Source organism: Cupriavidus sp. 01L45, from assembly GCF_056399885.1.
The window spans coordinates 57,611-81,898 of the sequence record NZ_JBFTSG010000014.1; the positions used below are offsets into that span (position 1 = coordinate 57,611).

General features: G+C 64.3%; 25 protein-coding genes. 12 read left to right on the forward strand and 13 right to left on the reverse strand.

Annotated elements, in window-relative coordinates; genetic code table 11:
• Position 1 precedes the first annotated feature (1 nt).
• Positions 2-676, reverse strand: a complete 675-nt coding sequence (locus AC1DT6_RS11850; RefSeq protein WP_441626329.1) for a histidinol-phosphatase — start codon at positions 674-676, stop codon at positions 2-4.
• Positions 677-791: 115 nt separating this feature from the next.
• Complete coding sequence (gene hda / locus AC1DT6_RS11855) at positions 792-1,499, reverse strand: DnaA regulatory inactivator Hda (RefSeq protein WP_035867422.1); 708 nt, start codon at positions 1,497-1,499, stop codon at positions 792-794.
• A 278-nt stretch (positions 1,500-1,777) separates the two neighbouring features.
• Between hda and purM the strand changes: the two genes are divergently transcribed.
• Positions 1,778-2,830: a phosphoribosylformylglycinamidine cyclo-ligase gene (gene purM / locus AC1DT6_RS11860; RefSeq protein ID WP_035867420.1), complete on the forward strand. Its 1,053-nt coding sequence runs from the start codon at positions 1,778-1,780 to the stop codon at positions 2,828-2,830.
• A 76-nt stretch (positions 2,831-2,906) separates the two neighbouring features.
• On the opposite strand, the gene AC1DT6_RS11865 is transcribed toward purM, so the two are convergent.
• From AC1DT6_RS11865 to mutL, 3 genes are all read right to left on the reverse strand, one after another.
• Positions 2,907-3,410: a GNAT family N-acetyltransferase gene (locus AC1DT6_RS11865; protein ID WP_441626333.1), complete on the reverse strand. Its 504-nt coding sequence runs from the start codon at positions 3,408-3,410 to the stop codon at positions 2,907-2,909.
• A 61-nt stretch (positions 3,411-3,471) separates the two neighbouring features.
• Positions 3,472-4,452 carry a tRNA (adenosine(37)-N6)-dimethylallyltransferase MiaA gene (gene miaA / locus AC1DT6_RS11870; RefSeq protein WP_441626335.1) on the reverse strand — a complete coding sequence of 327 codons (981 nt, stop codon included), beginning with the start codon at positions 4,450-4,452 and terminating at the stop codon, positions 3,472-3,474.
• 51 nt (positions 4,453-4,503) lie between these two features.
• The gene (gene mutL / locus AC1DT6_RS11875) at positions 4,504-6,519 is read right to left on the reverse strand and encodes a DNA mismatch repair endonuclease MutL (RefSeq protein WP_441626337.1); all 2,016 of its coding nucleotides are present in this window, start codon (positions 6,517-6,519) and stop codon (positions 4,504-4,506) included.
• Positions 6,520-6,659: 140 nt separating this feature from the next.
• Here mutL and AC1DT6_RS11880 point away from each other — a divergent pair, with 140 nt between their 5' ends.
• Positions 6,660-7,301 (forward strand): VTT domain-containing protein, encoded by a 642-nt coding sequence (locus AC1DT6_RS11880; RefSeq protein WP_082094843.1) that lies wholly within the window; start codon positions 6,660-6,662, stop codon positions 7,299-7,301.
• Positions 7,302-7,338: 37 nt separating this feature from the next.
• Here the strand turns inward: AC1DT6_RS11880 and AC1DT6_RS11885 are convergent, their stop codons facing one another.
• Complete coding sequence (locus AC1DT6_RS11885) at positions 7,339-8,187, reverse strand: SirB1 family protein (protein ID WP_035867410.1); 849 nt, start codon at positions 8,185-8,187, stop codon at positions 7,339-7,341.
• A gap of 225 nt (positions 8,188-8,412) precedes the next feature.
• Positions 8,413-9,966, reverse strand: coding sequence for a murein biosynthesis integral membrane protein MurJ (gene murJ, locus AC1DT6_RS11890; protein WP_045237619.1), 1,554 nt, complete (start codon positions 9,964-9,966; stop codon positions 8,413-8,415).
• A 370-nt stretch (positions 9,967-10,336) separates the two neighbouring features.
• Here murJ and rpsT point away from each other — a divergent pair, with 370 nt between their 5' ends.
• Positions 10,337-10,603 (forward strand): 30S ribosomal protein S20, encoded by a 267-nt coding sequence (gene rpsT, locus AC1DT6_RS11895; protein WP_006157537.1) that lies wholly within the window; start codon positions 10,337-10,339, stop codon positions 10,601-10,603.
• A gap of 259 nt (positions 10,604-10,862) precedes the next feature.
• Here rpsT and AC1DT6_RS11900 read toward each other — a convergent pair whose 3' ends face one another.
• On the reverse strand, positions 10,863-11,162 hold the full coding sequence (locus tag AC1DT6_RS11900) for a DUF3579 domain-containing protein (protein WP_035867403.1): 300 nt from the start codon (positions 11,160-11,162) through the stop codon (positions 10,863-10,865).
• 397 nt (positions 11,163-11,559) lie between these two features.
• Here AC1DT6_RS11900 and argF point away from each other — a divergent pair, with 397 nt between their 5' ends.
• From argF to ppnP, 3 genes are all read left to right on the forward strand, one after another.
• A complete protein-coding gene (gene argF, locus AC1DT6_RS11905) occupies positions 11,560-12,483 on the forward strand; it encodes an ornithine carbamoyltransferase (RefSeq protein WP_035867400.1) in 924 nt (307 codons plus the stop codon).
• Positions 12,484-12,679: 196 nt separating this feature from the next.
• Positions 12,680-13,909 carry an argininosuccinate synthase gene (locus AC1DT6_RS11910; protein ID WP_035867543.1) on the forward strand — a complete coding sequence of 410 codons (1,230 nt, stop codon included), beginning with the start codon at positions 12,680-12,682 and terminating at the stop codon, positions 13,907-13,909.
• Between the two features lie 152 nt (positions 13,910-14,061).
• Entirely contained in the window at positions 14,062-14,373 is a 312-nt protein-coding gene (gene ppnP, locus AC1DT6_RS11915) for a pyrimidine/purine nucleoside phosphorylase (RefSeq protein WP_045237620.1), read from the forward strand.
• A gap of 19 nt (positions 14,374-14,392) precedes the next feature.
• Here ppnP and murB read toward each other — a convergent pair whose 3' ends face one another.
• A complete protein-coding gene (gene murB / locus AC1DT6_RS11920; protein ID WP_441626343.1) occupies positions 14,393-15,409 on the reverse strand; it encodes a UDP-N-acetylmuramate dehydrogenase in 1,017 nt (338 codons plus the stop codon).
• A gap of 169 nt (positions 15,410-15,578) precedes the next feature.
• Between murB and AC1DT6_RS11925 the strand changes: the two genes are divergently transcribed.
• Complete coding sequence (locus tag AC1DT6_RS11925; protein WP_035867396.1) at positions 15,579-16,064, forward strand: YajQ family cyclic di-GMP-binding protein; 486 nt, start codon at positions 15,579-15,581, stop codon at positions 16,062-16,064.
• Between the two features lie 45 nt (positions 16,065-16,109).
• Here the strand turns inward: AC1DT6_RS11925 and AC1DT6_RS11930 are convergent, their stop codons facing one another.
• The 3 genes from AC1DT6_RS11930 to AC1DT6_RS11940 all read right to left on the reverse strand — a co-directional run bounded on the left by AC1DT6_RS11930 (position 16,110) and on the right by AC1DT6_RS11940 (position 17,786).
• A complete protein-coding gene (locus tag AC1DT6_RS11930; protein WP_276291158.1) occupies positions 16,110-16,559 on the reverse strand; it encodes a DUF192 domain-containing protein in 450 nt (149 codons plus the stop codon).
• Between the two features lie 213 nt (positions 16,560-16,772).
• A complete protein-coding gene (locus tag AC1DT6_RS11935; protein ID WP_035867390.1) occupies positions 16,773-17,003 on the reverse strand; it encodes a hypothetical protein in 231 nt (76 codons plus the stop codon).
• A 105-nt stretch (positions 17,004-17,108) separates the two neighbouring features.
• Positions 17,109-17,786 carry a pseudouridine synthase gene (locus AC1DT6_RS11940; protein WP_441626398.1) on the reverse strand — a complete coding sequence of 226 codons (678 nt, stop codon included), beginning with the start codon at positions 17,784-17,786 and terminating at the stop codon, positions 17,109-17,111.
• A 337-nt stretch (positions 17,787-18,123) separates the two neighbouring features.
• Here AC1DT6_RS11940 and icd point away from each other — a divergent pair, with 337 nt between their 5' ends.
• The 3 genes from icd (at position 18,124) to AC1DT6_RS11955 (ending at position 20,690) form a co-directional block, all read left to right on the forward strand.
• Entirely contained in the window at positions 18,124-19,374 is a 1,251-nt protein-coding gene (icd, locus tag AC1DT6_RS11945; RefSeq protein ID WP_477102529.1) for an NADP-dependent isocitrate dehydrogenase, read from the forward strand.
• Between the two features lie 354 nt (positions 19,375-19,728).
• Positions 19,729-20,202 (forward strand): ArsR/SmtB family transcription factor, encoded by a 474-nt coding sequence (locus AC1DT6_RS11950; protein ID WP_477114711.1) that lies wholly within the window; start codon positions 19,729-19,731, stop codon positions 20,200-20,202.
• Complete coding sequence (locus AC1DT6_RS11955; RefSeq protein ID WP_441626347.1) at positions 20,199-20,690, forward strand: SRPBCC family protein; 492 nt, start codon at positions 20,199-20,201, stop codon at positions 20,688-20,690. Before AC1DT6_RS11950 ends, AC1DT6_RS11955 begins: the two co-directional genes overlap by 4 nt.
• A 244-nt stretch (positions 20,691-20,934) precedes the next feature.
• On the opposite strand, the gene AC1DT6_RS11960 is transcribed toward AC1DT6_RS11955, so the two are convergent.
• Positions 20,935-21,141 (reverse strand): cold-shock protein, encoded by a 207-nt coding sequence (locus tag AC1DT6_RS11960; RefSeq protein WP_017229665.1) that lies wholly within the window; start codon positions 21,139-21,141, stop codon positions 20,935-20,937.
• A gap of 503 nt (positions 21,142-21,644) precedes the next feature.
• On the opposite strand from AC1DT6_RS11960, the gene clpS reads away from it, so the two are divergent.
• Positions 21,645-21,971, forward strand: a complete 327-nt coding sequence (gene clpS, locus AC1DT6_RS11965) for an ATP-dependent Clp protease adapter ClpS (RefSeq protein WP_006157525.1) — start codon at positions 21,645-21,647, stop codon at positions 21,969-21,971.
• Entirely contained in the window at positions 21,968-24,262 is a 2,295-nt protein-coding gene (clpA, locus tag AC1DT6_RS11970) for an ATP-dependent Clp protease ATP-binding subunit ClpA (RefSeq protein ID WP_477114702.1), read from the forward strand. The genes clpS and clpA overlap by 4 nt, the downstream gene beginning before the upstream one ends.
• Positions 24,263-24,288 lie beyond the last annotated feature (26 nt).

Here is a 24,288-nt window from a genome sequence, read left to right on the forward strand (position 1 = left end):
GTCAGAACAGATCCATGATGCGCCAGCCGGCCGCGGCGGCGTGGTGACGCAGGCGATCGTCCGGGTTGGCGGCGATCGGTTCGCTGACCTTTTCCAGTAGCGGCAGGTCGTTGGCCGAATCGCTGTAGAAGGTGGTGTTTTCGAAGGCATCCCATTGGGTGCCCATGCTCTTGAGCCAGGTTTCGACGCGGGCGATCTTGCCCTCGCGGAAGCATGGAATGCCTGCGACTTCGCCGGTGAAGGCGCCGTCGGGCTTGCCGTTGGCGGTGGCCGGCTCGGTGGCGACCAGGTGCTTGATGCCAAAGGCCGCCGCGATCGGGGCGGTGACGAAGCTGTTGGTGGCGGTGACTACCGCGCACAGGTCGCCGGCGTCGAGATGCTTGTAGACCAGCGCCCGCGCCTGCGGCGTCATCACCGGATCGATCACTTCCCGCATGAACTGACCCCGCCACGCTTCGAGCCGGTCGCGCGGGTTGGCCGCCAGCGGCGCCAGCGCGAAACGCAGGAAAGCCTGGATATCCAGGGTGCCAGCCTTGTAGTGGCCGTAGAACTCATCGTTCCTGCGGCGGTAGGATTCCTCGTCGACAGCGCCCAGGCGCACGAGGAAGCGGCCCCATTCGTGGTCGCTGTCGGTCGGGAGCAAGGTGTGGTCGAGGTCGAACAATGCCAGATTCATGGGCGGCGATTTTACATTAACGTGACTGTGGCCGTTTCTTTAACGTGACCGGCTGGCAACGAATACAAGCACGGGACATGCCAAGTGCCGTGCGCGCCGTGCCGGCAGCCCGCGCTCACTCCCGCAACTCGGCAAACATTTCCCGCAGCAAGGGCAGGGTGACGGCGCGCTTGCGCTCCAGCGAATAGGTGTCCAGCGCGTCCAGCAGCGCCATCAGGCTGGGCATGTCGCGGTATTTGCGCGTGACCAGCCAGTGCGGGATTTCCGGCGAAAGCTGCAGGCCGCGTTCGCGCGCAGCCTGCACCAGCGCCGTCATCTTGTCTTCGTCCGACAGCGGCGCGAGCTGGTAGACCAGGCCCCAGCCCAGCCGGGTGCGCAGGTCCTCGCGCACCGGCATGGCCAGCGGTGCCTGGCTGCCGGCCACCACGATGGCGGTGCGCACGTGGGCCCGGACCTCGTTGTAGAGCGAGAATACGGCGATCTGGCGCGCTTCGTCGAGCAGCTCCACATCGTCCACGGTGTAGAGCTGGCAGCTCGGGTCGAAGATGAAATCCGACAAGGCATGATGCGGGCTCAGGTAGCGGCAGCTGATGCCGGCCTGGTAGCCGCTGTCGCAGACCGCGTGCAGCAAATGGGTGCGGCCCGAGCCCACCTCGCCCCACAGGTAGATCAGGCGGTCGGCGGCGCGCTCCTGGGCCACCGCGGCGGCGAGATCGTGCAGGCGTTGCACGGGCTCGCGGTTGGCGGCCACGAAAAAATTCTCGAAGGTCGACGGCGGCGGACTGCCAAGTTCAAGCGAAAGCTGCTTGGGGCGGGGAAACATGGCTTATCGGTTACTTGGGGTAAAGGTCAGCTATCGGGTAAACGCGTCGCGGCAGTCCGGCGCTGACCATCTGGATGGCGCTGGCGGGACGGCGGGAGGCTGCCAAAATTGTCTTCATCGGTAAGGGCTGGGGGCAACACTTCATGACGCGGGACACCGGAAACTGGAAGCCGGAAGCCTGTATCCGTTAAAATTGCGATTCTACTGGACTCGCGGCCGCAAATCGCCGTCGTGAGCGCCGCATTACTCACTTCATACTCCAGGAAAAGCAGGTTCCCATGAGCGCATCCCCCACTTCCGGCCAGGCAGGCCTTTCCTACCGCGATGCCGGCGTCGATATCGACGCGGGCGACGCGCTCGTCGACCGCATCAAGCCGTTCGCCAAGCGCACCATGCGCGAGGGCGTGATGGCCGGCATCGGGGGCTTCGGCGCGCTCTTCGAACTGTCCAAGAAGTACAAGGAGCCGGTGCTGGTGTCCGGCACCGACGGCGTCGGCACCAAGCTCAAGCTGGCCTTCCAGCTTAACCGCCACGACACCGTGGGCCAGGATCTGGTGGCCATGAGCGTCAACGACATCCTGGTGCAGGGTGCCGAACCGCTGTTCTTCCTCGACTACTTCGCCTGCGGCAAGCTGGACGTGGATACCGCCGCTACCGTGATCCAGGGCATCGCCCAGGGCTGCGAGCTGTCCGGCTGCGCGTTGATCGGCGGCGAGACCGCCGAGATGCCGAGCATGTACCCCGACGGCGAATACGACCTGGCCGGCTTTGCAGTCGGCGCGGTGGAAAAGAGCCGCATCATCGACGGCAGCACCATCGTGCCGGGCGACGTGGTGCTGGGCCTGGCTTCGTCGGGCGCGCACTCCAACGGCTACTCGCTGGTGCGCAAGATCATCGAAGTGGCCAAGCCGGACCTGAACGCCGACTTCCACGGCCAGCGCCTGCAGGACGCCATCATGGCCCCCACCCGCATCTACGTGAAGCCGCTGCTGTCGCTGATCGAGACGCTGCCGGTCAAGGGCATGGCTCACATCACCGGCGGCGGCCTGACCGAAAACGTGCCGCGCGTGCTGGCGCAGGGCGTGACCGCCGTGCTGCAGCGCGACGCCTGGACCTTGCCGCCGCTGTTCCAGTGGCTGCAGGCGCAAGGCAACGTGGCCGACGACGAAATGCACCGCGTGTTCAATTGCGGCATCGGCATGGTGGTGATCGTTGCCAAGGAAGACGCCGACCGCGCCATCCGTCATCTGCAGGCGGCTGGTGAAACCGTGTGGCAGATCGGCGAGATCCGCGAGCGCGAAGAAGGCCAGGCGCAGACCATCGTCGTCTGAGCGGTCTGCTTCCAACGCAAAACGGCACATGCTTGGGCATGTGCCGTTTTCGTTTGCGCGGGGCGCAGTGGCGGCCCTACCCGGCCGCGCCCAGCTTCGTCAGCGCCTCCCCTGTAACCCGGCAAATCCGCCAGTCCGGCATCACGTCCGCGCCCATCGCGCGGTAAAACTCGATCGACGGCGTGTTCCAGTCCAGCACGCTCCATTCGAAGCGGCCGCAGCCGCGTTCCACCGCCAGCGCCGCAAGATGCTTGAGCAACATCTTGCCCAGCCCGTGGCCACGCCAGGCCGGGTCGACATAAAGGTCTTCCAGATACAGCCCGGGCTTGGCCAGGAAGGTCGAGAAGTTGTGGAAGAACAAGGCAAAGCCCACCGCCTTCGCGCCTTGCGCGCCCGGCACCTCCACCAGCACGGCCTCGGCATGCGGGCGCGCGCCGAACAGGGCTTCGCGCAGTTTTTCCGGCGTGGCTTCGATCAGGTGGGTGAGTTTCTCGTATTCGGCCAGTCCCGTGATCAGCGCGAGCAAGCTTTCGCAGTCGTCAGGCGTGGCGGGGCGTAGTACGAAATCGGAGGTGGGCATGGCGGGTTTGACGCATCGGCAGGTAATAAAACGCGATTATCGCCTATTCGTCACATCTGGCCTATGCCTGCCCAATCCTTGCCAGTCGTGCCACTTGCGTGACGTAATCCGTCGCCAGGCAGTCCACCACTTCGCGCTCGGGCGTGCTGCGCAGCCAGGTGAGCTGGCGCTTGCAGAGCTGGCGGGTAGCCGCCAGGCCGCGTTCGCGCATGGTGGCGAAGTCGGTCTCGCCATCCAGGTACTCCCACACCTGGCGGTAGCCTACGCAGCGGATGGATGGCAGCGTCGGCTGCAGGTCGCCGCGCGCGCGCAGCCGTTCCACTTCGTCGATAAAGCCGCCGGCCAGCATGGCATCGTAGCGGGTGGCGATGCGCGCGTGCAGTACCGCGCGGTCGGAAGGCTCCAGCGCGATCACGCGATAGCGGCGGTCGGCGGCGCCGGCAAAGGTGCGTTCGCCGGCTTGCCGTGCCAGCAGCGCCGACATTGGTTGTCCGGACAGCCGGTGGATCTCCAGCGCGCGCTGGATGCGCTGGGCATCGTTGGGCGCCAGCCGTGCCGCGGTCACCGGGTCGACTTCGGCCAGCATGGCGTGCAGCAGCGGCCAGCCGCGCTCGGCGGCCAGCGCGTCGAGTTCCGCGCGCAGCGCCGGGTCGGCTTGCGGCAGGTCGTTCAGGCCCTGGGTCAGGGCCTTGTAGTACAGCATGGTCCCCCCGACAATCAGCGGCTCGCTGCCGCGCGCGCGGATCTCGCCGATCAGCCGCTCGGCATCGGTGACGAACTGGGCGGCGGAGTAGCTGTCGGCCGGGTCGATGATGTCGATCAGGTGGTGCGGCACCGCGGCGAGCTCGGCCGGCGAGGGCTTGGCGGTGCCGATGTCCATCTCGCGGTAGACCAGCGCCGAGTCCAGGCTGATGATCTCGATCGGGGCTTGCGCCGCCAGCGCCAGCGCGGCGGCGGTCTTGCCGGAGGCGGTAGGGCCGAGCAGGCAGACCACGGGCGGGTGGTCTGCGCCGAGGCTTGCGGGAGCTGGTGCGGCGTTCAAGGCGGAGGGAACCGGGGTGGCGGAACTGGCGGCGGGCTGTGGCACGGCAGTCTATTGGCCGCGCAGGAACAGGCGGTCGAGTTCGGCCACCGACAACTGCACCCAGGTGGGCCGTCCATGGTTGCACTGGTCGGCGCGCTCGGTCTGTTCCATCTGGCGCAGCAGCGCGTTCATCTCTTCCAGCGTGAGCTTGCGGTTGGCGCGCACCGCGCTGTGGCAGGCCAGGGTCGCGAGCAGTTCGTTCTGGCGTTCGACCAGTACGCGCGAGCCGCCGAAGGCGTGCAGGTCGCGCAGCACGTCGCGCGCCAGGGCTTCAGTGTCGGCCTGCTTGAGCAGGGACGGGATGGCGCGAATCGCCAGCGTGGTGGGCGAGACCTGAGCGATGTCGAAGCCGAGCAGGGTGAGGGTTTCCTGGTGCTCCTCGGCAGTGCCGATCTCCACCGCGCTGGCCGTCAGCGTGACCGGGATCAGCAGCGACTGCACCGCCAGCTCACGCGTTTCCAGAGCGGTCTTGATCTGCTCGTACAGGATGCGCTCGTGGGCGGCGTGCATATCCACCAGCACCAGGCCGCGCGCGTTCTGCGCCAGTACATAAATGCCGTGCAGCTGCGCGATGGCATAGCCCAGCGGGCTGGCATCGTCCTCGGTGAATTCCTGCCGTGGAAGCTGCTCGAGCAGGCCAGGCGGGTCGTTCTCGCGGGCGGCCTGCGCATCGGCCATCCAGGCCGGGGGCGTGCTGGCAGGGCCGGCGGAGGCGCGCGAAAATCCGTTGCCCGGCTGGATCGCATCGCGGACCATGCCGAGGTAGGCCTGGCGGGGCTGGGCAACGCCGAGTTCGGTCTGGCGCGCGGTGGCCGTGTAGTCCACCCACGGGCGCGGGCTGGCGCCACCGCCACCCATGCCGCCGCTCCTGCCTGATCCACCGAAGCCGCCGGAAGCTCCGGAACCACCGCCAATGCCGCGTGCGCCCGGGAAACCGCCGGGGCCGCCAAGGCGTTCCCCCGCGGGAGTATCGTCCACATCGGACGCGGTATGCAGGCTGTCGCCCTGTTCGCCCGCCTGGCGCGCCAGGCAGCGCTGCACGGCGTGGTAGACGAACTGGTGCACCGCGCGCGATTCACGGAAACGCACTTCGATCTTGGACGGGTGCACGTTGACATCCACCATCTCGGGCGGCAGGTCCATGCACAGCACGTAGGACGGGAAGCGATCGCCGTGCAGCACGTCCTGGTAGGCGCTGCGCACGGCGTGGGTGAGCAGCTTGTCGCGGACGTAGCGGCCGTTGACGAAGAAGAACTGCTGGTCGGGACGCCCGCGCGAGGCGGTGGGCAGCCCGGCAAATCCGTACAGGTGCAGGTTGCCGGCTTCCTCATCCAGGGGCAGGCGGGCGTTGGCGAAGTCGGCGCCGAGCACCTGGCCCGTGCGCGTGGCGACATCGCCGGCATTCCAGTGCTCCATCGGCTTGCCATTGTGATGGACCGAGATGGCCACGTCCGGCCGTGCCAGCGCCGCGCGCCGCACCATCTCCAGGCAATGGCCGAACTCGGTTTGTTCCGATTTAAGGAACTTTCGGCGCGCTGGCGTGTTGAAGTAAAGGTGCTGCACGTCGACGGTGGTGCCCACGCCGCCGGACGCGGGCTGCACTTCGCCGGTGTCGGCGATCACCTGTGTCGCATGCGAATCGCTGGCGGTGCGGCTGGTCAGGGTCAATTCGGAAACCGAAGCGATCGAGGCCAGCGCCTCGCCGCGAAAGCCCAGCGTGAGCACCGATTCCAGTTCGTCCAGCGAGGCGATCTTGCTGGTGGCGTGGCGCATCAGCGCGACCGGCAGTTCGGCGGCAGGGATGCCACAGCCGTTGTCCGCGATCACGATGCGCCGCACACCGCCTTCTTCCAGCCGGATATTGAGCTGGGTGGCGCCGGCGTCCAGCGCGTTCTCGAGCAGTTCCTTGACCACCGAGGCGGGGCGTTCCACCACCTCGCCGGCCGCGATCTGGCTGATCAACTGGTCGGGCAGGGGGCGGATAGGACGGGGTGGCTGGGCGGGGCGCGGGTCTTGGGCAGGCATGGGCGGAATTATACGTGGGCGCGCTGCAGGCCCGCGCGCGCGGGACAAGCACATTGGCGTCGGATCAGGTGACTTTGGAGTCGGTCCGGTCTTGTATGATGTCGGCTGAATTCAGAATGGGGATCGAATTGGATATCGTATTGCAGTTTCTAGACATGTTGCTGCATGTCGACAAATACCTCGGCACCGTCATCGAGAACTACGGTGCGTGGGTCTATGCCATCCTCTTTGCCATTGTCTTTGCGGAGACAGGCCTGGTGGTGTTGCCTTTCCTGCCGGGCGATTCACTGCTCTTCATCGCCGGCGCCTTTTGCGCCACGCATGCCATGAATGAGTGGGTGCTGGTCGGCCTGCTGCTGGTGGCGGCGATTGGCGGCAATACGGTCAACTACCTGGTGGGAAGCTGGGTCGGCCCGAAGGTGTTCGACGGCCATTGGCGCTTCCTGGACCAGCAGGCACTGCGCAAAACCCACGATTTCTACGAGCGCCACGGTGGCAAGACGCTGGTCATGGCCCGTTTCCTGCCGATCGTGCGTACTTTTGCGCCGTTCGTCGCCGGCGTGTCRCAGATGACGTTCGCCAAGTTCCAGATGTTCAACGTGATTGGTGCGATGGCCTGGGTCCTGGGCCTGGTGTTTGCCGGTTATTTCTTCGGCAACCTGCCGTTCATCAAGCAATACCTGAACCTGATTGTGCTGGCTGGCATCGGCGCGGCGGTCGTGCCGCTGGTGCTGGGCGGGTTGTGGAAGCTCGTGCGCGGCGGCAAGCGCCGTCCTTCCTGAGCGACGGGGCAGGCCGGGGCCTGCCCCTGCCCGGGCTTCAGTTCACGCTGCGGCTCATCATGCGCAACGCTGGCATGCGGTCGCGGATCTGGGTGGTATCGGCCGCATCCGGGCGCGCCATCACGTAGGCTTCCAGGTCGGCCAGCGCCGGCCGGAAGCACTCCAGGTTGGCATAGGCCAGGCCGCGGTCCCGCACTTCCTCGATCGAGCCTGGCAACAAGATCACCAGGCGGTTCTGTACCGCCAGCAAGCGCTGCCAGCGCGATTCCTGCAGATAGATCGACTTGAGATTGCGCAGCACGCGCGCCACGATCTCACGGTGGCTCGCCACCTGCAGGAACAGGCCCAGCGGCACCTCGTTGGGATCGGCGATGCCCTCGCGCTCCAGGTGCGGGTCGAGCATCTCCTGCAACTGCTCCTTCGACAGCGTCTCGCCGGTGAGCGGGTCCACCACCACCTCGCCGGCGGGAATCGACATCCGCACCAGGAAATGGTTGGGGAAGGACACGCCCTTGAGCGGCAGGCCGATATGCTGGCCCAACTCCATATAGAGCACCGCCAGCGAGATCGGGATGCCGCGCCGCTGCTTGAGCACGACGTTCAGGTAGGAGTTGTCGGGATCGTAATAGTCGTTCGCGTTGGCGCCGAAGCCCAGGTCGCGGTAGAAGAAATGGTTGAGCAGGCGCATGCGCTGGATGGCCGGCGTGCCTTCGGCGATCCGTCGCTTCAGGCGAACCGCGAGCATGTCGAGCATGGCCAGTTCGGCTTGCAGGTCCAGGTCCGGGTAGGCGTCCTGGGCGATCGAGAGCACCGTCTCGGTAAGCGGGATACCGTCCTCGTCCGCCACGAGACTGGCAAAGTATTCCAGGACTTTCGTGGTTGTCATTGCGGCTTTCCTGAATGCGGCCTGGCGGCTGTTCGAGATCGAAACTGGCGGCATGGCTGGCGTTCCCGGACGGTGCATTGGCATCGTCCGCGTCCGCCTGCCTGCTGGGCAGAACCGCTTCGTCTCATTCTGACACAACCTCAGTTGCCTTGACCCTGCACCGCGCGCTGCCGCAGCCCTTGCGCCGCGCTGGCGCGACTGGCTGGATTGGCAGGCGGGGGCCTCTTAGCCGGCTCTCCGCTTGAAAGCGGAGTATCTCAGCCCCATGAGCCACAGTGTACCGAAGTAGACGACCGCCGCAAGTACCAGGCACGAGGCCAGCAGCGCGATGCGCAGCAACGGCGTGGCGCCCAGGCCGACCCAGTCGAAGTTGCGGGCGAACCAGAGCAGCATGCCGGCCAGCAGCGTCACGGCGGTCAGCAACTGGGCAAGGAACAGCCACCAGCCCTTGGCCGGCTTGTAGAAGCCGCGCTTGCGTAGTCCCAGGAACAGCAGCAGGGCGTTGACAGTGGCGCCGAAGCTGATCGATAGCGCCAGGCCGGCGTGGCCGAAGCGCGGCACGAAGACGTAGTTGGACAACTGCGTGATCACAAGCACCAGCAAGGCGATCTTGACCGGGGTGCGGATGTCCTGGCGGGCATAGAAGCCCGGCGCCAGGATCTTGATCAGGATCAGGCCGAGCAGGCCGGTGCCGTAGGAAACCAGCGCCTGCCGGGTCATCTCCACCGCATGGGCGTCGAACTTGCCATAGTTGAACAGCACCGCGGTCAGCGGCGCGCCAAAGACGAACAGTCCGACCGCGCACGGCACGGCCAGCAGGAACGTCAGGCGCAGGCCCCAGTCGAGCAGGCCGGAATATTCGGCCCGGTTGTCCTCGGCGCTGGCTTTCGACAGGCTCGGCAGCAGGATGGTGCCCAGCGCCACGCCCAGCAGCGCCGTCGGGAATTCCATCAGGCGGTCGGCGTAGGTCAGGTAGGACACGCTGCCGGCGGCCAGGCGGGAGGCAATGTTGGTATTGATGATCAGGCTGATCTGAGCCACCGAGACCGCCAGAAGCGCCGGTGCCATCTGCCGCATGACGCGGCGCACGCCTGGTTCGGCCCAGGCCGCGCGCAGGTTGAAGCGCAGGCGCGGCATCACGCCCAGCCGCCGGAGCGCCGGAATCTGCACCGCCAGTTGCAGGATGCCGCCCACCAGCACCCCCCAGGCCTGCGCGTAGATCGGCTGCGCCATATGCGGGCCGACGAACAGCGCGGCTACGATCAGGCAGAGATTGAGCAGCACCGGCGTGAAGGCGGGCATGGCGAAGCGGCGCCAGGTATTGAGGATGCCGGAGGCCAGCGCCACCAGCGAGATCAGGCCGATGTAGGGAAACATCACGCGGGTCATGAAGACCGCGGCGTCGTAGGTTTCGCCGCCATGCTGGCGGAAGCCCGTGGCGACCACCATCATCACGAGCGGGGCGCCGATCACGCCGAGTAGCGAGACGCCCATCAGGACCCAGGTCATGACCGTGGCAACCGAATCGATCAGCGCACGGGTCTCGGCCTCGCCGCGCTTGCTATGGTATTCACCCAGGATCGGCACGAAGGCTTGCGAGAATGCGCCCTCGCCGAAGATGCGGCGCAGCAGGTTGGGAATGCGGAACGCCACGTTGAAGGCGTCGGTCATGTCCGAAGCGCCAAAGGCACGGGCGATCAGGATCTCGCGGATAAGGCCGGTGATGCGCGACAGCATCGTCAGGCTGCTGATGGTGGCGAGCGCTTTGAGCAGGTTCAAGATCGGTCGGCGGCAAAGGGGAGGCGGCGGCAGCTTGGATCGGACCGCCGGTGCGAACCGGGTTCAGACGTCGGGCACGTCCCAAAGTTGCATCGAGGCCACGCAGGGCGGGGCCGGTGTGGCGCGTATTATACGGTTCGGCCTCGCTGGTGCCCGTATATTGGCCTTTGCGTCACCCCGTCTCACATGGGTCGTGGCTCGGCTTGCCAGCCGCTTTTTCTTGTGTGTATAATTGCCGATTCACAAGGCTAGTTGCGTTCCGGATTCGTGTGCCAGTGCATCCCGGGTCGCTTGATGTGCACTTAATTGTGTCCGCGGTTTGCTCCGTCCTTCCGTTGGGCACGCATCTGAATTCAGGAAATCTACTTAAATGGCAAATTCCGCACAAGCTCGCAAGCGCGCGCGCCAGGCCGTCGCCCAGAACGCCCACAACTCCAGCCTGCGTTCGCGTCTGCGTACCGCTGTCAAGGCTGTCCGCAAGGCTATCGAAGCCGGCGACAAGGCTGCTGCTGCCGAGATCTTCAAGAACTCGCAATCGATCATCGACGCTATCGCCGACAAGAAGATCGTGCACAAGAACAAGGCTGCACGTCACAAGTCGCGCCTGTCGTCCGCCATCAAGTCGATGGCTGCCTGATAGCAGTTGCCGGCGCCGGGCCAAGTGCCAGGCGCCTTCCGGCGGCATGCCGGGCATTTTGCCTTACCGCGTCGCTTCGGTGGCTGTCGGGGGCTTGGCCCGGTAGTCCGTTGGTGGGGTGCGTCGTCTAGCGATGACTTACCCGAAAAAAAGCTCGTCATCTGACGAGCTTTTTTTGTCTTCTGCTTTGGCCCGCGCGTTACCGGTGCTGCCGGTGCGGGAGGGCCGCGGTGCAGCCGCGGCATGCGGCGGTGCGGGCTTACTCCAGTGAGCAGGCTTCGACCAGTTGCAGGTTGTTGTCGCGGGCGAAGTTGAGGACGAAGTCGAGCGCCTTGGGCTCGATGTCACGCAGTCGCGCATCGACCACCACGCTTTTCACGCCGCCCGCGATCATGGGCCGCACGTAAGGCGAATAGGTGATGCGGGGATCGCCGGTGTCGCCTTCGGGACGGAATTGCGCCATCACGCCGCACAGCCGTTCAGCCCAGTCGCTTGGACGGAAGGTCTTGCCTTCCTTGGTGATGCCTTGGATGAAATATTCGCGAACTGTGGGATTCATTGGACTGCGGGGATAGTACGGTTGACTCGACGGTAAACCCGCCAGACTGACCAAACGGGAGCCCGTTTGACGCGGCCAGGAAACAATTGGTTCGTTTCATTCCAGGCCATGGCGGCGGGGCGTCGGTGTCGGCGGGGGCACTTTTGATGCCGGCAGCGGGCGGTGGCATGGATATGCCGGGCCCCGCGTGAATCAGCCAGTATTATATCTTATATAAGACTCGCGCATAAGCCTCCGTGCCGTGCGGCACGCGGCCCACGCTCGCCAAAGCCACAATAATCCCTTATGATTCTTACAGTTAAATTGCGTAAGCGACGCGAAAGGCGGCTCCGCGGCACGGTCAGGTCATGAACCCTTCATGGCGGCCAAGCCACCACCGAGCCGCCTTCTTTGTTTTATGAGCCCAACTTCGATCAAGCATTACCTCCAGTTCAGCGACCTGACTCCCGATGAGTACGAGTACCTGCTGGACCGCGCACGGATTCTGAAGACCAAGTTCAAGAACTACGAGACATGGCATCCGCTGCACGACCGCACGCTGTCCATGATCTTCGAGAAAAACTCGACTCGTACGCGCTTGTCGTTCGAGGCCGGCATCCACCAGCTGGGTGGCCATGCCGTCTTCCTCAATACCCGCGACTCGCAACTCGGGCGCGGCGAGCCGATCGAAGACGCGGCGCAGGTGATCTCGCGCATGGTCGACATCATCATGATCCGCACCTTCGGCCAGGACATCATCGAGCGTTTCGCCGCGCATTCGCGGGTGCCGGTGATCAACGGGCTGACCAATGAATACCATCCCTGCCAGGTGCTGGCCGACGTCTTCACCTATATCGAGCAGCGCGGCAGCATCCGCGGCAAGACGGTGGCCTGGATCGGCGACGCCAACAATATGGCCTACACCTGGATCCAGGCGGCCGAGCGCCTCGGCTTTACTTTCCACTTCTCGGCGCCTCCCGGCTACCAGCTCGACCCGGCCATGGTGCCGGCGTCGGCCGCGCACCTGGTCAAGGTGTTCGACGATCCGCTGACCGCCTGCCAGGGCGCGGACCTGGTCACCACCGATGTGTGGACCAGCATGGGCTACGAAGCCGAGAACGACGCGCGCAAGCGCGCCTTCCAGAACTGGATGGTGACCACCGCCATGATGGATCGCGCCAACCCCGACGCGCTCTTCATGCACTGCCTGCCGGCGCATCGCGGCGAGGAAGTCGAGGCGGCTGTCATCGACGGCCCGAAGAGCGTGGTGTGGGAAGAGGCCGAGAACCGCCTGCACGTGCAGAAGGCCCTGATGGAATTCCTGCTCTGCGGGCGCTACTGATCCTGAGCGTACCGCGCCAAGTTTGGCGCACATGCGGCACGCCAACCCGGTGCCAGAAGGCTGGCTGAGCGCTGGATGAAGGCGGCAAGTGCCGCCCAAGCCGGAGCGGACGTGTCAAAATAGCGGTTTTTCCGCATTCTTTTTCGCGTGTCCGGCGTCAGCGCCGGCCACGCTTACTTTGCGCATCGAGTCGAACATGAGCGATATCAAGAAAGTCGTGCTCGCCTACTCCGGCGGGCTGGACACTTCGGTGATCCTGAAGTGGCTGCAAGACACCTATCAATGCGAGGTGGTCACCTTTACCGCCGACATCGGCCAGGGCGAGGAACTCGAACCTGCCCGCCAGAAGGCGCTCAAGTTCGGCATCAAGCCGGAGAACATCTTTATCGACGACCTGCGCGAAGAATTCGTGCGCGATTTCGTCTTCCCGATGTTCCGCGCCAACGCCGTCTATGAAGGCGAGTACCTGCTGGGCACCTCGATCGCGCGTCCGCTGATCGCCAAGCGCCAGATCGAGATCCTGCGCAGCACCGGCGCCGACGCCGTGTCGCATGGCGCCACCGGCAAGGGCAATGACCAGGTTCGCTTCGAACTGGGCTACTACGGTCTGGAGCCGGGCGTGAAGGTCATCGCGCCGTGGCGCGAGTGGGACCTGCTGTCCCGCGAAAAGCTGCTGGCCTACGCTGAAAAGGCCGGCATCGAAATCGACATGAAGCACAAGAAGGGCGGCGCCCCGTACTCGATGGACGCCAACCTGCTGCACATCTCCTTCGAAGGCCGCCACCTGGAAGACCCCAAGGCCGAGGCCGAGGAAGACATGTGGCGCTGGACCGTGTCGCCCGAGAACGCACCGGACGCGGCCGAGTACCTGGACGTCGAATTCGAGGGCGGCGACATCGTCGGCCTGAATGGCAAGCGCATGACCCCGGCCGAAGTGCTCACCGAGCTGAACCGCCTGGGCGGCAAGCACGGCATCGGCCGCCTGGACCTGGTGGAAAACCGCTACGTCGGCATGAAGAGCCGTGGCTGCTATGAAACCCCCGGCGGCACCATCATCCTGAAGGCCCACCGCGCCATCGAGTCGATCACGCTCGACCGCGAAGTGGCTCACCTGAAGGACGACCTGATGCCGCGCTACGCCAGCCTGATTTACAACGGCTACTGGTGGAGCCCGGAGCGCCGCGCGCTGCAGGTGCTGATCGACCACACGCAGGCCAAGGTCAACGGTTGGGTGCGCGTCAAGCTGTACAAGGGCAACGTGATCGTGGTCGCGCGCGACTCCAAGGACACGCTGTTCGACAAGACCATCGCGACCTTCGACGATGATGGCGGCGCCTACAACCAGGCCGACGCCGGCGGCTTCATCAAGCTGAACGCGCTGCGCATGCGCATCGCCGAGAACGCACGCCGCCAGCGCGGCGAGTAAGGCGGGCTTCAGGCCCCGGCCCAATTCGGACCGTGGCCCTGRCAGTCAGCACTCAGCAGAAGAGGGGCCGTCATGGCCCCTTTTTTGCGCCGCCTCGCCATTGAACATTCCAGATTCCAGTCATCAAGAACCAAGCATCAAGGAGAAATAGCGTGAGCCAGTTCGACAACGTATCCGTCGTCAAGAAAGCCAACCTGTACTTCGACGGCAAGTGCGTCAGCCACACGGTGCTGTTCCCGGATGGCACCCGCAAGACGCTGGGCGTCATCTTCCCCGCCGCGCTGACCTTCAGCACCGGCGCTCCGGAAATCATGGAAATCAATGCCGGCGTGTGCCGCGTGAAGCTGGCTGGCGAAGATCAGTGGAATACCTATGGCGCCGGCCAGCAGTTCAATGTGCCCGGCGACAGCAGCTTTGATATCGAAGTGACCGAAACGCTGGACTACGTCTGCCACTTCGCCTGAGTACGATGGCCCGGGCGGCTTAAAGCACCACCGGCTCGGGCTCAATGCGCACGCCGAAGCGGGCCTGCACGGCATCGGCGATGCGACGCGCCAGCGCCAGCAGGTCCTGCCCCGTGCCGCCGCCGTGGTGCACCAGCACCAGGGCTTGCTTGCCGTAGACGCCCACCGGGCCGTCGCTCACCCCCTTGAATCCACACTGGTCAATCAGCCAGCCGGCCGCCAGCTTGTAGCTGCCATCGGGTTGGACATGGCTGACCAGGTTGGGGTACTGCGCCAGCAGCGCGTCGCGCTGGCCGGGGGCAACCACGGGATTCTTGAAGAAGCTGCCTGCATTGCCGATTTGGGCAGGGTCGGGCAGCTTGCGCGTGCGGATCGCGATCACCGCTTCGCGGATGCGATCCGCCGTGGGCACCGCGGCTGACTCTTGTGCCAGTTCGCGCGCCAGTTCCGCATAGCCCAGCACCGGCTGCCAGGGCAGCGGCAGGCGCAGGGTGACAGCCGTAATGATGTAGCGGTCACGCCCCTCGCGCTTGAACAGGCTGTCCCGGTAAGCAAACTCGCATTGCTCCAGCGTCAGGCGGACGAATTCGCCGCTGTGCCGGTCGAAGGCGCGCAGGCTGTCGAAGCGCTCGCGCAGTTCAACGCCGTAGGCGCCAATATTCTGGATCGGCGCTGCGCCTGCGGTGCCGGGAATCAGGGCCAGGTTTTCGAGCCCTGGCAGGCCGTCGGCAATGGTGCGGCAGACCAGTGCATGCCAGTTCTCGCCGGCGCCGGCCGTCACCAGGTGGGCATCGTCGCCGGCGGCCACCGCGTAGCCGGGGATTTCCATCAACAGCACCAGCGCGTCGATGTCCCGCGTCAGGACCACATTGCTGCCGCCGCCAAGCACAACCAGGGGCAGGCCATGCGCGCGCGGATCGGCCAGCGCGCACAGCAGGTCGCTTTCGCTGCGCACGTGCGCCGCAAAGCGCGCGCGTACGTCGAATCCGAATGAATTGTGGCGGCGCAGGGGATAAAATTCGTGGAAATCAGCCATGCAAGGGAAAGGTGAGGCGGCCGCCGTGGTCGACGGCACCGGACTGCAGGGTAGGCTGGATTATACGTAAGCGCCGCCGCCAGCCGGCGCGCGCCCAGGACAAAGCCTGCGGGACTGCCGCGGGCAAGTGGCAATACACAGCAACACGCAGCAAGACAAGGAGAATGCAATGCCGTCGTTTGACGTAGTGTGCGAAGCGAACATGATCGAGGTGAAGAACGCGGTCGAGCAGGCCAACAAGGAAATCACGAACCGCTTTGACTTCAAGGGTTCGGATTCGCGGGTCGAGCACAAGGAGAACGAACTCACGGCTTTCGCCGATGACGATTTCAAGCTCGGCCAGGTCAAGGACGTGCTGATCAGCAAGATGGCCAAGCGCAATGTCGACGTGCGCTTCCTGGACTACGGCAAGACCGAGCGCATCGGTGGCGACAAGGTCAAGCAGGTCATCACCATCAAGAAGGGCGTCACCGGTGACCTGTCCAAGAAAATCGTCAAGATGATCAAGGACAGCAAGATCAAGGTACAGGCCAGCATCCAGGGCGACGCGGTGCGCGTTACCGGTACCAAGCGCGACGATCTGCAGAGCGTGATCGCGCTGCTGCGCAAGGATGTTCCGGAAGCCCCGCTGGACTTCAATAACTTCCGCGACTGACCTTGTCGCAAATTGGCGCGGCAGCCGTGCTGCCGCGCTTGGCCATCATCTGGGCTGCGGCAGGCCGCCGATCTTCGCGCCGGCCTTCAGGCCCTTCTGCGCGAACCATCCCTTGTTCATCTCCAGCGCGTAGCGCACCGCTGCGCGCGGGCAGTGGTTGTCCTCGGTCTGGGGCGCCATGTCCTCGATATTGACGATGGAGCCGTCATCGGCCAGGAAGGCGATCGACAGCGGCAGGTCGGTATTTTTCATCCAGAAGCAATGTCCGGCCTTCTCATCGAAGACGAACAGCATGCCCTCGTTGGCGGGCATGGTTTTGCGATACATCAGGCCGCGTTCCCGGGCTTCCGGCGTAGCGGCGATTTCCGCCTTGATGGCGTACATGCCCGCGCTGAGTTGCCGGACCGGCAAACTAGCCGGCGACTGGGCAGAGGCGGACGTCAGGGCGGCAAGGGCGCAGCCGCCGGCGAGCAGGTTTTTGATGACAGGGCGCATGGAAGGAACGGCGATTTGGACGGTTCGGGACCCGCCAGCATAGCGCAGCTATCGGGCGAGCGGCGCCATCGGATAGTTCGCATTTGTTGCTGCAGGCTACGGTGACGGGCGCGCGCTTTTGGCGCCTGGCCATCGCAGGCAAAAAAAAAGCAGGCGCCTTGCGGGCAGCCTGCCTTGCTAGCCGGGCGCAATGCCCGGCCTGCCTGCAAATCTTTACTTCGTTGCAGCGTCGGCCTTGGCAGCCGGGGCAGCCGGGGCAGCCTTGGTCTTGTTGTGAGCGTGCTTCTTGGTGGACTTCTTGGTGCTCTTCGTCGCGGGCTTTGCAGCCGGGGCTTCAGCGGCGGGCGCTGCAGCAGCCGGAGCTGCCGGTGCCGGAGCGGCGGCTTGGGCGAAAGCGCCGGTGGCGAACAGGCCGGCAACCAGAGCAGCGATCAGTTTGTTCATGCTATCTACCTCGGAAGGTGAAATCGATTCGGAAGAGTTGACTCGTTATACGACGCGTCAGTGTCAAAAACGAAACGGACCGGTGAGCCGTTGACTCACGAACTGTTAATTTTTGTAACTTCTTGAGCGGGGGCGTGGATGGCGCTGCGGGCCTTGCGGATTCGCTGCCCCACCCGCGCGCGCGCGGCGCACCGGTGCGTTGGCACGCGGCGCCGTGACAGCCTCGATGCCGAGCATCGCCGGATCGATCTCGCACCATTGCCCAGGCGCGAGTCCGAGCGTGCGCAGATCTAGCGCGCCGATCTGTACGCGCAACAGGCGCAAGGTGGGGAAGCCCACAGCCGCCGTCATGCGCCGTACCTGGCGGTTTTTACCCTCGCGGATTTCGATTTCCAGCCATTGGGTTGGAATGGCTGCGCGAAACCGCACCGGAGGATTGCGCGGCCAGAGGAAGCCGGGTTCATCGATGCACTGTGCTCGCGCCGGCAGCGTGCGGAAGTCGCCGAGATCGACTCCGCCGCGCAGGCGCGCGAGCGCGGCTTCGTCCGGTCTGTTTTCCACCTGCGCCAGATAGGTCTTCGGCAGCTTGTGGTGCGGGTCGGCAATGCGCGCCTGCAGGGCGCCGTCGTCGGTCAGCAGCAGCAAGCCTTCGCTGTCGGCATCGAGCCGTCCCGCCGGATACACGCCGGGGCGTTGCACGCAGTCGGCGAGCGTAGGGCGCGTAGGGTGCGCGGAGAACTGGCTCATGGTGCCGAAGGGTTTGTTCAGGGCAATCAGCGTCATCAGGGGCGGGAAGCGAGTCGGGGTAGGCRACGCCAGGGCCGTGCCGATGGCCGGGCCCCAGGGCATCACGGGCGCCAGTATGCCGCAGCCCGCGTGGCGGCGCGGGTTCCGGCAGGATAGCGGATCATGAAATTTTGCTGCATAATACAAAACGGTCTTGTGTCTTATATAAGACTGAATTGCCTCTGACGCTTGGCTGGGCAGGCGGCGCGTGTTGCGGTGCGGCATCGTAACCGCATCGAACCCCGCTAAAATGCCCGCGCGCCACTCACATCTCGCCGTCCGGTCACGAACCTGGGCGGCACGTTACGAACCCCCGTTCCGTACTGGAGACGTCATGTATCAACACATCAAGGTGCCGGCCGGCGAGAAGATCACGGTCAACCAGGATTTTTCGCTGAATGTTCCGGACAATCCAATCATCCCTTTCATCGAAGGCGACGGTACGGGACTGGATATCACCCCGGTGATGATCAAGGTGGTCGACGCTGCCGTGGCCAAGGCCTACGCCGGCAAGCGCAAGATCTCCTGGATGGAGATCTATGCTGGCGAGAAGTCGACCAAGGTATATGGCCCCGATGTGTGGCTGCCTGACGAAACCCTTGAGGTCCTGAAGGAATACGTGGTGTCGATCAAGGGCCCGCTGACCACGCCGGTCGGTGGCGGCATCCGTTCGCTCAACGTCGCACTGCGCCAGCAACTCGACCTGTACGTCTGCCTGCGCCCGGTGGCTTACTTCAAGGGCGTGCCCTCGCCGGTGCGCGAGCCGCAAAAAATCGACATGGTGATCTTCCGCGAGAATTCGGAAGACATCTACGCCGGCATCGAGTGGGAAGCGGAAAGCGACCAGGCCAAGAAGCTGATCGCCTTCCTGCAGAACGAAATGGGCGTGAAGAAGATCCGTTTCCCGGACACCTCGGGCATCGGCGTCAAGCCGGTTTCCAAGCAAGGCACGAAGCGCCTGGTGCGCAAGGCCATCCAGTATGCGATCGACAACGACAAGCCGTCGGTGACCATCGTGCACAAGGGCAACATCATGAAGTTCACCGAAGGTGGCTTCCGTGACTGGGCCTACGAGCTGGCCCAGCAGGAATTCGGTGCCGAACTGATCGACGGTGGCCCGTGGTGCAAGTTCAAGAATCCGAAGACCGGCAAGGAAATCGTGATCAAGGACGCCATCGCCGACGCGTTCCTGCAGCAGATCCTGCTGCGCCCGGCGGAGTACTCGGTCATCGCGACGCTGAACCTGAACGGCGACTACATCTCCGACGCGCTGGCGGCGCAGGTTGGCGGCATCGGCATTGCCCCGGGCGCCAACCTGTCCGATTCCGTGGCCATGTTCGAAGCCACCCATGGCACCGCGCCGAAGTACGCCGGCAAGGACTACGTGAACCCGGGTTCCGAAATCCTCTCCGCCGAAATGATGCTGCGCCACATGGGCTGGACCGAAGCCGCCGACCTGATCATCTCGTCGATGGAGAAGTCCATCCTGTCGAAGAGGGTCACGTATGACTTCGCCCGCCTGCTCGAGGGTGCGACGCAGGTGTCGTGCTCGGGCTTTGGGCAGGTGATGATCGACAATATGTAAGCGCAGATCAGGCCGTCTCAGCCTGAACCGAAAACCCCGGCGACTCAAAGGTCGCCGGGGTTTTTTTCATCCCGAATCAGGACGTACTGCGCGGCAAGCGGACCCTGATCGACATGGGAAAAGTACGAATGGGGCACATAATGAAAATGCTCACAGCACGTGCAGAAATGTCCGATTGATTTTGGTGCTGTTTTGCGCACAAATCAGGTGGTTCCTGCTCTGGTTTGGGACTACCTAGCGCACGGCCCGCGTTTGCGATGGCATCCGGCCTGGCGCGGATGAAAGCGGTACTTGCCGCGCTCACGTCGACCAATTTCATCCGGTATTCCGCCGAGTCAATGCGCGCCGTTGCGTGTGTCTCGCGGGAGAATAGTCCCGGCGCTGTCGCGGAGGTCTGCGCACCGGACACTGCCACGCACACCATTCGATTCGCCTCGACTTCTGTACGCTGCGTGCGCGCCATCCCCGGTTCGACTCGCAGCTGCAGGAAGTTTCGTTGCTTCGCTTGACCGCACCCTGGCGGCGCTGGCCGATCCCAGCCGGCGCCAGGTAGTGGATTTGTTGCGCGAGCGGCCAATGCGCGCCGGCGAGATTGYGCGGGCCACCGGCCTCAGCCCGCAGGCGATGAGCCGGCATCTGCGGGTGCTCAAGGGGGGCGCGCTGATCGAAGAATCCCATCAGTCGCCATCGGGCTTCGATGCCCGTGTGCGCATCTATGCCCTGCGGGCAGGGCCGATGAGTGAACTCAAGGCCTGGCTGGAGCAGACAGAGCAGCTCTGGGCGGAGCAACTCACGGCCTTCAAGGCCCATCTGGAGGCCGGAGAATGAGCGCGTGCGTGCAGGTTTCCTTGCGGGTGACGGCTACGCCGCGGCGCGCTTTCGAGGTGTTCACCCGTGATATCGCACTGTGGTGGCGCCCCAATATGCTGTTCCAGGTCGGGCCAGGCAGGCCCGGCGTGCTGTCGTTCGAACCGGGCGAGGGCGGCCGGCTGGTCGAGACATGCCGCGATGGATCGGTATTCGCGATTGGCACCGTTACGGCCTGGGAGCCCGGCGTGCGGCTGGCCTTTGGCTGGCGGCAGGCGAACTTCGGGCCGGACCAGGCCACCCAGGTCGAGGTCAGTTTCACCGCGGTGGGCGATCAGACCAGGGTCACCGTCGAACATCGCGGCTGGGATAGCGTGCCGCAAGGGCATGTGGCGCGCCACGGCTTCCCGGAAGGCGTATTTCTGCAACGGAATGGCGAGTGGTGGCAGGCGTTGCTGGCAGCCTACCGGGGGCAGGCGGCGAGCGCGGATGCTGCGCCCATGCCATGAGGACGGACAGTAGCCGATGCCAGCCAATTGGCAAACAAAAAGCCCGGCATTGACCTGACCGGGCTTTTTGTCGGATGCGCTACGTGCTGCTGTTCAGCTTGCTGGTCTGGACACGGCGCGCCGGCTATGGAGGCCAGGCGATGTCCGGGGGGCGGCAGGCCGATCCCGTTCCGGGGATGATTCCCCCGCATCCTGTCGTGACCGCCTCAAGCTCTGTCGGCTGGTGCGGTCGCGCACCTTGCCCTCAGGCGCCGTCCTGGATATTGGTGGCTTGTTTGCCCTTGGGACCCTGGATGATTTCGAAGGACACGCGCTGACCCTCTTTCAGGGTCTTGAAGCCACTCATCTGGATGGCCGAAAAGTGCGCAAACAGCTCTTCTTCGCCGTCGTCCGGCTTGATGAACCCAAAGCCCTTGGCGTCATTGAACCATTTGACGATACCGCTTGCCATAAACTCCCCCAACAAAAAAAGCACGATACGAGCGGGGGAAAGCGCCGCGGCCAGCCGGGTGCCCGGCGTGCCTGGCCATGCGCCCCAGTCCGGTGGAACCGGGCCAGGTACGATGACACGACTTTGCGGACACCGCGTAGCGGCCAGTTTCATGTGCTGACTCGCCGCCGCCGGATTCGTGGGCCTCCCTGCTCACGGATCACCCAGGTCCGGCTTATTGCTTTGGCTCGCGTAACCAGACGTGAATGTGCGAACGATTCTTCTGTCAAACCTGCGCACTGTCAAGTTGGCAGATTCCCCACTCCCGGTAGGGTGTGGCGGGAAAGGAACGGCTGTAGATGGTATTTTGGAGGGGAGGGCTGCACAGCAACTGCGTCCAGCCCAAGAGGTGAACCCGGATGCCTTCGGCATCTCCGGAATTTGGATGGCCGCTGCATCGGCCTCTTGAATCCGGCGTCTTTTCCCCAAATTGCAGAGTTGTGCGTAAGGGTTAGAATAAAGCCATGGCTACACGGCTGGCAAATGTCCCACAACGCGAAGCAGGCACCGTACTGGAGCGGAAAGAGCAGGCGCTCAAACCGCCCGCCATGTACAAGGTGTTGCTGCTGAATGACGACTTCACCCCGATGGAGTTCGTCGTGATGATCCTGCAGCAGTATTTCAGCAGGGACCGGGAGACGGCGACGCAGATCATGCTCACCGTCCACCGGGAAGGTAAGGGAGTCTGCGGTATCTATACCAGGGATATCGCGGCGACGAAGGTCGAGCTGGTGTCAACCCACGCACGGCAGGCGGGTCATCCGTTGCAATGCGTGATGGAGGAAGCATGATTGCGCAAGAATTGGAAGTCAGCCTGCACATGGCGTTTGTTGAAGCCCGGCAGGCACGCCACGAGTTCATTACCGTGGAGCACCTGCTGCTGGCGTTGCTTGACAACCCCACGGCAGCGGAAGTCTTGCGCGCCTGCGCAGCCAATATTGAGGATTTGCGCACCAGTCTGAAGAACTTCATCGCGGACAACACGCCCGTGGTGCCTGGCACCGACGAGGTGGATACCCAGCCTACGCTGGGCTTCCAGCGCGTCATCCAGCGCGCCATCATGCATGTCCAGTCCACTTCCAACGGCAAGAAGGAAGTGACCGGGGCGAATGTCCTGGTGGCGATCTTTGGCGAGAAGGACTCACACGCGGTGTACTACCTCCAGCAGCAGGGCGTGACCCGGCTGGATGTGGTCAATTTCATCAGCCACGGCATCCGCAAGGACCAGGCCGAGCCCGCCAAGCATGGCGACGGCACGGCCGAGGGTGAAGGCGGCGATGGCAAGGAAAGCCCGCTGGAGCAGTTCACCCAGAACCTGAACACGCTGGCCAAGGCCGGCAAGATCGATCCGCTGATCGGCCGCGAGAGCGAAGTCGAGCGGGTGGTCCAGGTGCTGTGCCGCCGGCGCAAGAACAATCCGTTGCTGGTGGGCGAGGCTGGAGTCGGCAAGACCGCGATCGCGGAAGGGCTGGCCTGGCGCATCACCAAGAACGAAGTGCCCGACATCCTGGAAAAGGCGGTCGTGTACTCGCTCGACATGGGTGCCCTGCTGGCCGGCACCAAGTACCGGGGCGATTTCGAGCAACGCCTGAAGGGCGTGCTCAAATCGCTCAAGGACAATCCGAACGCGATCCTGTTTATCGACGAGATCCACACGCTGATCGGCGCGGGCGCCGCTTCGGGCGGAACGCTGGACGCCAGCAACCTGCTCAAGCCGGCACTGTCGTCGGGCCAGCTCAAGTGCATCGGCGCCACCACCTTCACCGAATATCGCGGCATCTTCGAAAAAGACGCGGCCCTGTCGCGCCGTTTCCAGAAGATCGACGTGGTGGAGCCGTCGGTCGACCAGACCGTGCAGATTCTGCGCGGCCTGAAGTCGCGCTTCGAGGAGCACCATGGCGTCAAGTACGCGGCGGCGGCCCTGACCGCGGCAGCCGAACTGTCGGCGCGCTTCATCACCGACCGCCACCTGCCGGACAAGGCCATCGATGTCATCGACGAGGCTGGCGCCGCCCAGCGCATCCTGCCCAAGTCCAAGCAGAAGAAGACCATCGGCAAGGGCGAGATAGAGGATATCGTCTCGCGCATCGCACGCATCCCGCCGCAGAGCGTCAACCAGGACGACCGCAGCAAGCTGCAGACCCTGGACCGCGACCTGAAGTCCGTGGTGTTCGGCCAGGACCCGGCCATCGAGGCRCTGGCTTCGGCCATCAAGATGTCGCGCGCCGGCCTGGGCAAGACCGACAAGCCAATCGGCTCTTTCCTGTTCTCCGGTCCGACCGGGGTGGGCAAGACTGAAGTCGCCAAGCAGCTTGCCTTCATCATGGGCATCGAATTGCTGCGCTTCGACATGTCCGAATACATGGAGCGCCATGCGGTGAGCCGGCTGATCGGCGCGCCGCCGGGATATGTCGGCTTCGACCAGGGCGRCCTGCTGACCGAGGCCGTTACCAAGAAGCCGCACTGTGTGCTGCTGCTGGACGAAATCGAGAAAGCGCATCCGGATATCTTCAATATCCTGCTGCAGGTGATGGACCATGGCGCGCTGACCGATAACAACGGCCGCCGCGCTGACTTCCGCAACGTGATCATCATCATGACCACCAATGCGGGAGCGGAAACCATGAACCGCGCCACCATCGGCTTCACGTCCTCGCGCGAGCAGGGCGACGAGATGGCTGACATCAAGCGGATGTTCACGCCGGAGTTCCGTAACCGGCTCGATGCGATGATCAGCTTCCGTTCGCTCGATGAGGAAATCATCCTGCGCGTGGTCGACAAGTTCCTGATGCAACTCGAGGAGCAGCTCCACGAGAAGAAGGTGGAAGCCAGCTTCAGCGAGCATCTGCGCAAGTTCCTGGCCAAGAAGGGCTTCGACCCGCTGATGGGCGCGCGGCCGATGCAACGCCTGATCCAGGACCTGATCCGCAAGGCGCTGGCCGACGAACTGCTGTTCGGCAAGCTGGTATCCGGTGGCAGGGTGGTAGTGGATCTCGACGAGCAGGACCAGATCAAGCTGGACTTTGCCGAGGCTGCCGCGGAACCGCCGGAATCGCCGGAAAACGAGAAGGCGGAAGTCTAGGACGAAGTGCGGAGGGTGGGCAGAGC

Coding starts and splice junctions, on each gene's coding strand:
- icd (WP_477102529.1), top strand. CDS start 18,124: ATGTATCAACACATCAAGGTGCCGGCCGGCGAGAAGATCACGGTCAAC.
- AC1DT6_RS11930 (WP_276291158.1), bottom strand. CDS start 16,559: ATGCGCCCTGTCATCAAAAACCTGCTCGCCGGCGGCTGCGCCCTTGCC.
- AC1DT6_RS11850 (WP_441626329.1), bottom strand. CDS start 676: ATGAATCTGGCATTGTTCGACCTCGACCACACCTTGCTCCCGACCGAC.
- rpsT (WP_006157537.1), top strand. CDS start 10,337: ATGGCAAATTCCGCACAAGCTCGCAAGCGCGCGCGCCAGGCCGTCGCC.
- AC1DT6_RS11865 (WP_441626333.1), bottom strand. CDS start 3,410: ATGCCCACCTCCGATTTCGTACTACGCCCCGCCACGCCTGACGACTGC.
- AC1DT6_RS11935 (WP_035867390.1), bottom strand. CDS start 17,003: ATGAACAAACTGATCGCTGCTCTGGTTGCCGGCCTGTTCGCCACCGGC.
- purM (WP_035867420.1), top strand. CDS start 1,778: ATGAGCGCATCCCCCACTTCCGGCCAGGCAGGCCTTTCCTACCGCGAT.
- AC1DT6_RS11900 (WP_035867403.1), bottom strand. CDS start 11,162: ATGAATCCCACAGTTCGCGAATATTTCATCCAAGGCATCACCAAGGAA.
- AC1DT6_RS11910 (WP_035867543.1), top strand. CDS start 12,680: ATGAGCGATATCAAGAAAGTCGTGCTCGCCTACTCCGGCGGGCTGGAC.
- hda (WP_035867422.1), bottom strand. CDS start 1,499: ATGTTTCCCCGCCCCAAGCAGCTTTCGCTTGAACTTGGCAGTCCGCCG.
- mutL (WP_441626337.1), bottom strand. CDS start 6,519: ATGCCTGCCCAAGACCCGCGCCCCGCCCAGCCACCCCGTCCTATCCGC.
- murB (WP_441626343.1), bottom strand. CDS start 15,409: ATGGCTGATTTCCACGAATTTTATCCCCTGCGCCGCCACAATTCATTC.
- argF (WP_035867400.1), top strand. CDS start 11,560: ATGAGCCCAACTTCGATCAAGCATTACCTCCAGTTCAGCGACCTGACT.
- AC1DT6_RS11940 (WP_441626398.1), bottom strand. CDS start 17,786: ATGACGCTGATTGCCCTGAACAAACCCTTCGGCACCATGAGCCAGTTC.
- AC1DT6_RS11925 (WP_035867396.1), top strand. CDS start 15,579: ATGCCGTCGTTTGACGTAGTGTGCGAAGCGAACATGATCGAGGTGAAG.
- AC1DT6_RS11955 (WP_441626347.1), top strand. CDS start 20,199: ATGAGCGCGTGCGTGCAGGTTTCCTTGCGGGTGACGGCTACGCCGCGG.
- AC1DT6_RS11960 (WP_017229665.1), bottom strand. CDS start 21,141: ATGGCAAGCGGTATCGTCAAATGGTTCAATGACGCCAAGGGCTTTGGG.
- clpS (WP_006157525.1), top strand. CDS start 21,645: ATGGCTACACGGCTGGCAAATGTCCCACAACGCGAAGCAGGCACCGTA.
- AC1DT6_RS11885 (WP_035867410.1), bottom strand. CDS start 8,187: ATGACAACCACGAAAGTCCTGGAATACTTTGCCAGTCTCGTGGCGGAC.